Origin of the sequence: Variovorax paradoxus (genome assembly GCF_030811855.1) — a bacterium.
GTDB classification, from domain to species: Bacteria; Pseudomonadota; Gammaproteobacteria; order Burkholderiales; family Burkholderiaceae_C; genus Variovorax; species Variovorax paradoxus_L.
This window is the reverse complement of record NZ_JAUSRN010000014.1, coordinates 166,100-176,102: the sequence shown is the minus strand read 5'-3', so window position 1 is coordinate 176,102 and position 10,003 is coordinate 166,100. Positions and strand designations below refer to the sequence as shown.

General features: G+C 67.3%; 10 protein-coding genes and 1 tRNA gene. 4 read left to right on the top strand and 7 right to left on the bottom strand.

The genetic code is table 11. The annotated features are described in order from the left end of the window. On the top strand, positions 1–291 hold a 291-nt coding region (locus J2X92_RS23595), incomplete at its 5' end, for an AMP-binding enzyme (RefSeq protein WP_444875718.1). An 88-nt stretch (positions 292–379) separates the two neighbouring features. Here the strand turns inward: J2X92_RS23595 and J2X92_RS23590 are convergent. From J2X92_RS23590 to J2X92_RS23565, 6 genes are all read right to left on the bottom strand, one after another. After that, positions 380–455 (bottom strand) — tRNA-Asn (locus J2X92_RS23590). Positions 456–546: 91 nt separating this feature from the next. Beyond that, positions 547–2,706 carry a TonB-dependent siderophore receptor gene (locus J2X92_RS23585; RefSeq protein WP_307579287.1) on the bottom strand — a complete coding sequence of 720 codons (2,160 nt, stop codon included), beginning with the start codon at positions 2,704–2,706 and terminating at the stop codon, positions 547–549. Between the two features lie 10 nt (positions 2,707–2,716). Then, positions 2,717–3,649, bottom strand: a complete 933-nt coding sequence (thiE, locus tag J2X92_RS23580; RefSeq protein WP_307579285.1) for a thiamine phosphate synthase — start codon at positions 3,647–3,649, stop codon at positions 2,717–2,719. Continuing rightward, positions 3,646–4,467 carry a thiazole synthase gene (locus tag J2X92_RS23575; protein WP_307579283.1) on the bottom strand — a complete coding sequence of 274 codons (822 nt, stop codon included), beginning with the start codon at positions 4,465–4,467 and terminating at the stop codon, positions 3,646–3,648. Before J2X92_RS23575 ends, thiE begins: the two co-directional genes overlap by 4 nt. Positions 4,468–4,502: 35 nt before the next feature. Next, positions 4,503–4,706, bottom strand: coding sequence for a sulfur carrier protein ThiS (gene thiS, locus J2X92_RS23570; protein ID WP_307579281.1), 204 nt, complete (start codon positions 4,704–4,706; stop codon positions 4,503–4,505). After that, positions 4,703–5,794, bottom strand: coding sequence for an FAD-dependent oxidoreductase (locus J2X92_RS23565; protein ID WP_307579279.1), 1,092 nt, complete (start codon positions 5,792–5,794; stop codon positions 4,703–4,705). The genes thiS and J2X92_RS23565 overlap by 4 nt, the downstream gene beginning before the upstream one ends. A 140-nt stretch (positions 5,795–5,934) precedes the next feature. On the opposite strand from J2X92_RS23565, the gene thiD reads away from it, so the two are divergent. Next, positions 5,935–6,795, top strand: a complete 861-nt coding sequence (thiD, locus tag J2X92_RS23560; protein WP_307579278.1) for a bifunctional hydroxymethylpyrimidine kinase/phosphomethylpyrimidine kinase — start codon at positions 5,935–5,937, stop codon at positions 6,793–6,795. Here the strand turns inward: thiD and J2X92_RS23555 are convergent. Continuing rightward, complete coding sequence (locus J2X92_RS23555) at positions 6,749–8,098, bottom strand: purine-cytosine permease family protein (protein WP_307579277.1); 1,350 nt, start codon at positions 8,096–8,098, stop codon at positions 6,749–6,751. The genes thiD and J2X92_RS23555 overlap by 47 nt on opposite strands. A 381-nt stretch (positions 8,099–8,479) precedes the next feature. Here J2X92_RS23555 and J2X92_RS23550 point away from each other — a divergent pair, with 381 nt between their 5' ends. Beyond that, positions 8,480–9,280, top strand: coding sequence for a DUF2182 domain-containing protein (locus J2X92_RS23550; protein WP_307579275.1), 801 nt, complete (start codon positions 8,480–8,482; stop codon positions 9,278–9,280). A gap of 104 nt (positions 9,281–9,384) precedes the next feature. Beyond that, positions 9,385–9,987 (top strand): DUF1326 domain-containing protein, encoded by a 603-nt coding sequence (locus tag J2X92_RS23545; RefSeq protein WP_307579273.1) that lies wholly within the window; start codon positions 9,385–9,387, stop codon positions 9,985–9,987. The last annotated feature ends 16 nt before the right edge of the window (positions 9,988–10,003 follow it).

Here is a 10,003-nt window from a genome sequence, read left to right as displayed (position 1 = left end):
GACGACGTGACGGGCGAGGCGGTGTGTGCCTTCGTGGTGCTCAAGCGCAGCCGCCCGACGGGAGAGGAGGCCAAGCAGATCGCCAACGAGCTGCGCGCCTGGGTGGCCAAGGAGATCGGGCCGATCGCCAAGCCCAAGGACATCCGCTTCGGGGACAACCTGCCCAAGACGCGCAGCGGCAAGATCATGCGGCGCCTGTTGCGCAGCATCGCCAAGGGGGAGGCGATCACGCAGGACACGTCCACGCTGGAGAATCCGGCGATCCTGGAGCAGTTGGCGCAGAAGAACTGAAGCGAATTGGGGGCTTGAGCGCCCCCCAAAAGGAAATGCCCCGCAACCTTTTGAGTAGCGGGGCATCCAGAGGCCTTGCGGCTTATTTTGGCTCCTCGACCTGGGCTCGAACCAGGGACCTACGGATTAACAGTCCGGCGCTCTACCGACTGAGCTATCGAGGAACAAGCCTCAGATTATAGCGTGATTTTTTGGGCCTTTCGAGTGCACCCATGTGACCGCAATAAATTTCTGAAAATTTTTTGGAGCTCGCATTCAGAGCGACACGCTCAGCCCGAGGCGCAGCGTGCGCGGCGCGCCCGGAAAGAGATACACGTGGCCGAACTGGTAGGGCGATTCCTTCCAGTAGCGGCGGTCGAACAGGTTGTCGACGGCCAGGCTCCAGCTGGTCTGCACGGCGCGCATCTTGGTGTCGTAGCGCAGCACCGCATCGACACGTGTCCATGAGGGCAGGGCGATAGACCCGTCGGGCAGCACGTTGCGCCGGCCTTCGTGGGACAGCTGCCCCAGCAGTTCGAGACCCGGCACGGAGGCCACGCGATAGCCGGCCTGCGCGCGCAGCACCTGCTTGGGCACGTTGGTGGGCGACTGGCCATTGGTCGCGGGCTCGGCGATGCTGCCGCGGCGCTTGGCATCGATCAGCGTGACGCTGCCGCCAAGGCGCCACGGCCCCGAGTTCCATTGCGCACCCGCTTCGACTCCGCGGTGCACCGCGCTGCCGTCGTAGCCTGCGTCGCACGGCGTGGTGCCGAGCCGGTTGCAGGCATCGAGGTTCGTCATGGGTCGCTTGATGTCGAAATACGCGAGCTGCCAGCCGAAGGTTTCGCTTCCGCCCTTGAGCCCGATTTCCCATTGGCGCGAGGTCAGTGCGGGCAGCGCCTCGCCGGCGTTGGTGTATTGCGAACTCTTGTTCGGAACCACCTGCGATTCGACGCCCTTGCCCCAGCTTGCATAGGCCAGGAGCCCGGGTTGGATGGCATAGCTCGCCGCAACCCATGGCGTGGTAATGCCGTCCTTGTAGCCCGTGGGCCGGGTGCCGTCGGTGCGGATGCTGTCGCGGTCCAGCCGCGTATGGCGCACGCCAAGCCAGGTGGTGAAGCGGCTGTTCCAGCGGATCGCGTCCTGCACCGTGAGCTCGGTCGAGCGCTCGTCGCGGTTGGTGTTGGCGTCCGTCAGCGTGGGGTCCGGCGGAACCACGGCCGTGGCCCACACGTTGCCGGTGCCGACGTAGTTGTAGGCTTGGTCCTGGAAGCGGTTGCGCACGCGGCTCGCGAGCAGGCCGAAGCCCAGCTCGTGCTTCACGCTGCCGGTCATCACGTTGCCCTTGAGGTTCAGGCTGCCGGCGGTTTGGGTGCGCCGCTCGTTCTCGCTGCGAAAGTCGTAGAAGTCGAAGGTGCCATCGGAGCAGTAGCGGTCGTAGTTGCCTTCGGCGCCGCAGCCGAATGCATAGGCCAGGCGGTCATCGGTCTTGAGCCGCTGCTGGCCGATCTGCGCGCTCCAGCGCCAGTCGGCATTGAGCGCCTGGCTGAAGCGCACGCTGCCGGTCAGCGCGTTGAACTCCGAGGGTTGCGACCACGGCTGGTTGTTGAGGTTGATCTTCGGATCGACAGGCGCGGGCAGCGTGTTGCCCAGCAGACTGAAACCGTTCTGGCTTGGCTGCGTCTTGTGGCTGCGTTCGATCTCGAACTCAAGCACCGAATCGCGCGTGATGCGCCAATCGGCCGCCAGCGAAAACAGGTTGCGGTTGCCGTCGAGGTTATGCGTGAGTGGCTTGAGGTTTTCGTTCGCCACATTGAGCCGATATCCGAACTCGCGGTTCGCGCCGAAGCGCCCGCCGAGATCGAACGCGCCGAGCACGCTGCCGCGGCTGGTGGTTTCCAGGCGCAGCGTGCGCAGGTCCTGCTCGGTCGGCCGCTTGACGACGTAGTTGACCAGTCCGCCCGGCGCACTGGTGCCGGCCTGGATGCCGCTGGTGCCGCGCAATATCTCGATGCGTTCCTTGTTGTCGAGTGGGATCGACGTTTCGGCGCTGATCGGCAAACCTTCGCGCCGGTAGTTGAAGCGGTTGTCCAGCACGAAGCCGCGCACCGTGAGGTAGTCCCAATACCCAGCTGAGTTGTAGGCATCGGTCACGGAGGAGTCGAACTGCGTGAGGTCCGCGAGGCGTCGTGCGCCGCTCTCGCGAAGCTGCGTGCCACCGATCACCGTGGCCGACAGCGGCAGTTCGCGCAGGGGCACATCGCCGAAGCCGCTCACCTCGGCTTGCGGGGCCGCATTGCTTTCGTTCACCGTGATGGCGGGTAGCTCTGTTTGCTGCTGGGCATGCGCCCCGGTGGCGGCCAGAAGGAGGGCGGCAGCCACTGCATGCGAGATGGGTGACAGCGGACGTGAGGGAGCGTGGATTTGTTTTTTCATCTTGTTCTGTTCAGGCGGAGGCCGCGCCCATGGCGGCCATCCATTGCGCGGCCGTGGCCTCGGGATCTTCTGCAGTGACCAGCGCGCGCACCACGGCAACCGAGCCTACGCCCGTGGCAAGCACCTCGGGCAGTCGCACCGCATCGATGCCGCCGATGCCCACTTGCGGATAGCCGCGCAGCAGGCGCGCATAGGCCGCGAGTCGCGCCACGCCCTGCGGGGCCGTCGCCATCTTCTTGAGGGTGGTCGGATACACCGCACCCATCGCGATGTAGCTCGGGCTCACCGCATCGGCGCGCACCATCTCGGCGTAGCCGTGGGTGCTGACGCCGAGCCGAAGGCCCGCATCGCGAATCTGCCGGACCTGCTCGGGCGCGAGCGCATCGAGGTCTTCCTGGCCCAGGTGAACGCCGTAAGCGCCGGCGGCGATCGCTGTCTGCCAGTGATCGTTGATGAACAGCAGGGCATCTGTGCCGCGAACGGCAGCGACAGCCGCGTGCACTTCGCGCTCGACGGCCGCCGCATCGTCCGACTTGAAGCGCAGCTGCACTGTGGGAACGCCCGTGCGCGCCATGCGGCCGACCCATTGCGCGTCGGGCAGCACCGCGTAGAGGCCGAGCCGTTGGGGGCAGGGCGCAAAGGCGCCGTCGCGCGCCGTGGGCGGAAACGCGCGCAGGCCGAAATCGGCTGGTGCCTCGGGCCATTGGTTCGCATCGAACGCGCCGGCGCGCACGGTCTGTGCCTGCCACGCATGCGCGAGGCATTCGGCATCGATCTCGATGAAGCCGAGCGCCGAGCAGGCCTGCTTCGCGCCGCGGTACACCGGATCGTCCGAAGAAAAATTGCTCGCCGAAATGGCTGCGGCCGTGATGGCACCGAAGCGCAATCCATGGGCTGCGACGATGGCATGGGCAACAGCCCGAGGGTCGTTCGATGTGATCATGCTGCGTGATGCCAGAAGGGCGTGCCGAGCACCGGCGTGCTTGGCTGCGCGGAGTCTTGCGCAGCCATGGCGCCGGCGCGATGGGCGGCGCGGCCGGCTTGCACGGCATCAGCGAAGGCACCAGCCATCGCCACCGGGTCTTGCGCGAGTGCCACCGCAGTGTTGAGCAGCACGCCGTCGTAGCCCCACTCCATGACTTGGCAGGCATGCGAGGGCAGGCCGAGACCCGCATCGACCAGCATCGGCACGCTCAGCCGTTCGCGCAGCAACTGCAGCGCGTAGGGATTGACAGGCCCGCGGCCGGTGCCGATGGGCGCGGCCCAGGGCATGACGGCCTGGCAGCCCACATCGACCAGCCGCTGGCACAGCACCAAATCTTCGGTGCAGTAGGGCAGCACCTGGAAACCGTCGCGAATCAGCTGCGATGCGGCATCGACGAGGTTCAGCGTGTCGGGCTGCAGCGTGTAGTCGTCACCGATGAGTTCGAGCTTGATCCACGGCGTGTCGAAGAGCTCGCGCGCCATCTGCGCCGTGGCGATCACTTCCTGCACGCTGTGGCAGCCGGCGGTGTTGGGCAGCACGGGCACGGCGAGCCGGCGCAGCAGTTCCCAGAAACCGTTGCCGCTATCGCTTGCGCCCGGGCTCGCGGACTGCCGCCGCAGCGAAGCAGTGAGCATGGCGGGCTTTGCACGCTTCACCGCGGCTTCGAGCAAGTCCGGCGAGGGGTAGCGCGCGGTGCCCAGCAGCAGGCGGCTGTGGAAGGTCTGCCCGTAGAGAACCAGCGGATCGTTGTCCGGAACGGAAGATGTGGTTGTCATGGTGTGTGTTGTCTCCATCTCTGTGGGTCGTTGGTTCAGCCGCCGGTCACGGGGCGGATCACTTCGATGCGGTCTTCGGGCTGCAGTGCACGTCCCGTGTGGGCCGAGCGCGGCACGAACTCCCGGTTCACGGCCACCGCGAACGGCGGCACAGCACCCAGTGCGGTGATCGCGTCGACCACGGTGGCGCCGTCCGGCAGCGTGAAAGGCTTGTCGTTGATGAGGACGTTCATCGTCATGCTTGGGATGTCTCCAGGCCAAGGGTCTGCGCAAGCGTCGAGCGGCCGTGCACGAGCAGTTCCATGGCGGCGTCGAGCACGGCGGGCGCGATCATGAAACCATGGCGGTACAAGCCGTTGATCTGCAGCACGCGCGGGTGCGGCTGGCGAATGGCGGGCAGGTTGTCGGGCAGCGTGGGTCGGCACTGCGTTGCGATCTCGAGGATGCGAGCCTCCGCGAAGCCGCTGTGCACCGCATAGGCCGCGCTCAGCAATTCGAGCGTGGAGCGCACGCTGGCCGGCGACATGTCGTCCGACTCGATCTCCGTCGCGCCGATCACGAACACGCCGCCAGGCTTGGGCGCGATGTAGAGCGGATAGCGCGGGTGTACCAGCCGCGTGGGCCGCTGCAACGTCACCTCGGGCGCATGCACGCGAATGACTTCGCCGCGCACGCCGCGCAGTGCATTCCACTGCGGGCGAGCGCCGAGGCCGCGGCAGTCGATGACCCAGTCGGGCTGGCCCGGCGTGCCCGGAGAAAAATCGCCTGGTTCGCGTGGCGACTGCCAATGCAGCGTGACCTCGGGGCTGGCTTGCAGCGTGGCGAGCAGGGAAGCCAAGAGCGCGCGGTTGTCGAGCTGGCCCTCGCACGGGAGGAACAACCCTTGTGCGAAGCGCTGGCCCAGTGAGGGTTCCAGCGCGGCAACGCCGGCACCATCGAGCGTTTGCATCGCGTCGAGTTCGGGCACCTCTGCACCGGTGCGGGCGAGTACACGCGCGAGCCGCGCGGCTTCGGCGGCGTCCTGCCGGTGCCACAGCACCAGCGTTCCTTCGCGTTGGAAGAACACGGGTTGTGCCAAGGGCGCAAGCAGTTCGGGCCAACGCGACAGTCCGTACTGCCCCATGCGCACGACAGGCACCGGAGCCACAGCCGATTCGGCCAGCGGCGCGAGCATGGCAGCCGCCACGCGTGCAGCGGCGCCTTCGGCCTCCGGACTGCCGGCTTCGAACAGTTCGACCTTGCAACCTGCCCGCGCCAGCGTGACCGCGAGCAGGCGGCCCATGAGGCCCGCGCCGAGGATCGTGGCCGATTGAAATGGCAGGCTCATGGCTTTGATCCTTCCCCCTCTGGGGGGCGTCCGGGATGGGGGCAGCCAGAGCGCCCAACGGATACGCCGCTTGCCCCCACCCCAACCTTCCCCCGAAAGGGGAGGGAGCAAGGCAGGGCCATTCGCCGATAATTTTCCGCATGACCCAAGCTGCACATCCCGACGCGCCGCAAGCGCCCCTGCGCTACGCGCGCGTGCTCTCGATCGCCGGCTCCGACAGCGGCGGCGGCGCCGGCATCCAGGCCGACCTGAAGACCTTCGCCGCGCTCGGCTGCTACGGCATGACTGCCATCACCGCGCTCACTGCGCAGAACACGCTCGGCGTGTCGGGCATCCACGGTGTGCCGCCGGCTTTTCTCAAGGCGCAGATCCAGGCCGTCGTCGAGGACATCGGCGTCGATGCGGTCAAGCTCGGCATGCTGCATGCACCCGAGGTGGTCGAAGTGGTGGCCTGGGCCATCGATCACTACCGGCTGCCCAATGTGGTGCTCGACCCGGTGATGGTCGCGACTAGCGGCGACCGGCTGATCGCTTCGGAAACCGTGCAGGTGCTGGTGCGAGAGCTGTTCCCGCGCGCCGTGGTGGTCACGCCCAATCTCGATGAGGCCGCCTTGCTCATCGGCCATGCCATCGATGGCGTCAATGCGCTCGACGCTGCGGCCGACGAACTGCTGGCGCTCGGCGCGAATGCCGTGCTGCTCAAGGGCGGCCACCTGCCTGGCGATGACGTGGTCGACGTGCTGCTGCAAAACGACGGCACGCGCAAGCGCCTGGCCTCGCAGCGCATCGCAAGCCGCAACCTGCACGGCACGGGCTGCACGTTGTCGTCCGCCATTGCGGCGCACCTGGCGCTGGGCTTCGGGTTGCCCCAGGCCGTCGAACGCGCGCGTGCCTATGTCATCGGCGCCATGGCGGCCGGGGCGGATGTGCGAGTCGGCGTAGGCCATGGTCCGCTCAACCACGGCTTTGCACCAGTGCCGACGCACCGCCTGCCGTCGTAGACGTGGGCTTGGGCCGGCTGATCCAGGCCAAGAGGAACGTGGCTGCCAGCGTCGGCAGCGCCGAGCCGAACTGGGGCGCCCACTTGGCCAAGGCGTGATAGGCCGCAATGCCGGCAATCCAGATCAGCGCCGCGCCCAGGTCGACCCGGCGCACGCCGATTGATGCGATGCCCTGGCCCGCGCCCAGCCGCCCCAGGATCACGCCGTAGAGTGGCACGAACACCGAACTCAGCATCAGCAAGAACGGCTCGAGCGTGTGCATCGACAGCACCAGCGCCAGCGCAGTGCACAGCGCCGCGAGCAGCAGGCCCCAGCGGCGTACGCTCCAGCGCGGCAGCAGGCTGTGGGTGGACACCGCGCCCGAGTACACGTCGCCATACGCGTTGTCGAGTTCGTCGATGAGGATCAGGCCGAGCGCCACCAGGCCGCCTTGCGCAAGAAGCAGGGCCGTGACCAATCCGGTGCCGGGCTCCGCCACGCTTACCACCATCACGCCGAGTGCATAGCACCAGACGTTCGCCAACGCGTAGCCAATCCAGGTGCCGGTGAAGGCGCTGCCCAGGCCGCGCTGCCCACCCGCGCCGCGCTTGCCGTGGCGCGCATAGTCGGCCACCAGCGGCAGCCACGAGACCGGCATCGCAATCACCAGGTCGAGCGCGCTGAACATGCCCATGCCGCCGGCTCCCGGCCGCGCCCAGAAGGCGTCCAGCCCCTTGGCCTCGAGCCGCGTCGCGAACTGCCAGGTGAGCCACAGCAGCGACAGCACCACCAGCGGCAGGCCGAAGCGGCTGACGAAACGCCGCACCAGCTTGACCATGGAACCCGCGAGCAGCGCCAGCAGCACCGCGCCCCAGAGCAGCGTGGTGAGGGCGTCGCCCAGTGGTCCGGTGAGCGTCAAATCGAACGCCTGCTGGCCGATGGCCTGCGTGCCCTCGCGCATGATGACGAGCTCGAAGGTGGTCCAGCCCACCAGCTGCACGATGTTGAGCAGCACCGGCAGCCGCGCAAAGGCGCTGCCGTAGGTGGCGTGCATCAGCCCGGCGCTTGCCAGGCCGCTTTCGCAGCCCAGCCGCGCAGTCCAGGCCAGCAGGCCCGCGCCGAGCAGCGAGCCCAGCACGATGGCGATGGCCGCGTCGCGCGTGCCCACCGCCGGCACCAGGTAGGCGCCGATCTGCATCACCAGCAGCCCCACGCCCAGGCTGAACCAGAGCGATGCGTGGTCGTGCCAGCCGAACACGCGCTGCGACGCGGGCAGCGGCGTCAGGGCCTCGTTGGCGGAAGAAGGTTTGTCGTCATGTGCCATCCAGTTGCTCCAGTGCAAAAGGTTTGGCAGGTGGGCGAGGCTCCGGCGGCGGAGCCATCGCGCGAGACAACGCGACAGGCCGCCGGACCAGCTTCCCTGCGCGAGGATTACCTCGGACCTCCTAAGTAAACAAAGGAGGTGCAATCAGGTTCAAAGGGACTTTCTCAGCAGGGACGGCAAGCCGCCCAAGCACCCCTAGCGAACCAGTATTTTAGGCTCCCATGCCGCGGGCGGCTCGAAAAGTTGCGGCGCACAGCAGAATTTGGCGGCGAATTGAACCGCTAGCCGCCGCTGGCCTGAAGCCGCCACGCGAGCCTGGGAACTAGGCTGCTCCTGTGCGCAGGCCTAAAATATTGCTCCCTGTACTCAGCGGGAGCGGCAGTGTTGAATGCCTTAGCCGACGCACAGCTCGCTCGCGCACGGCGCGATCGCCGGCTGGTGGGGGCGTGCCTGGTGCTGCTCGTTGCTCTCGCGTGGCTGTATCTGGCGATCATGGCCGAAGCGACGGCAGCGATGGAGAGCCCACTGCACAGCGCGCGCGCGATGTGGCTGATGCCGATGGGAGAGTGGGGCGCGCGGGAGTTCGCGCTCGGCTTGGCCATGTGGATGGTGATGATGGTCGGCATGATGGTGCCGAGTGCGGCGCCAATGCTGTTCGCCTACCTGAACGTAAGCCGCTCGCGGCCTGCGGGGCTTTCGCCGATCGCAGCGACGGCTGCTTTCCTGCTCGGCTACCTGCTGGTGTGGGGCGGCTTCAGCGTGGTTGCAACCACCGCGCAGTGGGCGCTGCACACGACCGAACTGCTCGGACCCACGATGCGCAGTTCCAGCGCCTCGTTGAACGCGCTGCTGTTGATCGCGGCGGGCGTCTACCAATTTCTTCCCATCAAGAACGTCTGCCTGTCGAAGTGCCGGCTGCCCCTCGGCTTTCTGCTCACCGAGTGGCGCGACGGGTGGACCGGTGCGGTGAGGATGGGCCTGCGGCACGGCGCTTTCTGTGTCGGCTGCTGCTGGCTGCTGATGGCGCTGCTCTTCGTCGCGGGTGTGATGAACCTGCTGTGGATCGCGCTGCTGTCCGCCGCTGTGCTGGTGGAGAAGGCGCTCCCCTTCGGGCGCCAAGCCGCGCGCGTCGTCGGCGCGTTGATGATCGCGGCGGGCCTGGGGGTCCTGGTGCTGGGCTGAGGCCAGGCCCGCGGCCTGGAAATTCGACTCGCCGTTGCCTATACTTTTATGTGAGGCTGGGTTGCGTGGGCGTTGGCTGTTTCAGGCGGCCGAAGGAGACGACGATGACTTGGCAGATGGATGCGACGATGCTCGAGATGTGCAGTTGCAAGGCGCTGTGCCCATGCTGGCTCGGCCCGGATACCGTTCCGGACGAGGGTTGGTGCGGCGGCGCGTTGCTGATCGACATCGAAAAGGGTGCGATCGATGGCCAGGACGTGGGTGGCTGCCGTGCCGCGGTCTCGGCCTGGTGGCCCGGCAATTTCTTTGCCGGCAACGGCACCGCCCGCTTGTACCTGGACAGCAGCGCCAGCGATGCGCAGCGCAGTGCGCTCGAGGCGGTGTTTTCAGGCAAGAAGGGCGGCATGTTCGGCGCCGTGCTCGGGCCAGCGATCACGAAGTGGCTGCCCGCGAAGAGCGTGCCGATCGACATTCAAGGCGGCGACGTGACGTCTTTCTCGGTGGGCGGTGTGACCAAAGGCACGCTCACCCGCTACAAGGACGGCGCGGGCCAGGCCGCAACGGTGCAGGGCACGGCGGCGCAGGGGGCCTTCCAGAGCACCTCGATGGAGATTGCGAGCGTGAAGGGTATGCGCTGGACCGAGCCCGATGCGCGCGATTGGGAGGGCGACTCCGGCACGCTGCACAAGGTCCACTGGGCCGGCTGAGTACCGGACGCTGTTG

Excerpts from the sequence above, each read along its gene's own strand:
- J2X92_RS23545 (WP_307579273.1), top strand. The coding sequence starts at position 9,385 with ATGACTTGGCAGATGGATGCGACGATGCTCGAGATGTGCAGTTGCAAG.
- J2X92_RS23565 (WP_307579279.1), bottom strand. The coding sequence starts at position 5,794 with ATGAGCCTGCCATTTCAATCGGCCACGATCCTCGGCGCGGGCCTCATG.
- thiS (WP_307579281.1), bottom strand. The coding sequence starts at position 4,706 with ATGACGATGAACGTCCTCATCAACGACAAGCCTTTCACGCTGCCGGAC.
- thiD (WP_307579278.1), top strand. The coding sequence starts at position 5,935 with ATGACCCAAGCTGCACATCCCGACGCGCCGCAAGCGCCCCTGCGCTAC.
- J2X92_RS23585 (WP_307579287.1), bottom strand. The coding sequence starts at position 2,706 with ATGAAAAAACAAATCCACGCTCCCTCACGTCCGCTGTCACCCATCTCG.
- thiE (WP_307579285.1), bottom strand. The coding sequence starts at position 3,649 with ATGATCACATCGAACGACCCTCGGGCTGTTGCCCATGCCATCGTCGCA.
- J2X92_RS23575 (WP_307579283.1), bottom strand. The coding sequence starts at position 4,467 with ATGACAACCACATCTTCCGTTCCGGACAACGATCCGCTGGTTCTCTAC.
- J2X92_RS23555 (WP_307579277.1), bottom strand. The coding sequence starts at position 8,098 with ATGGCACATGACGACAAACCTTCTTCCGCCAACGAGGCCCTGACGCCG.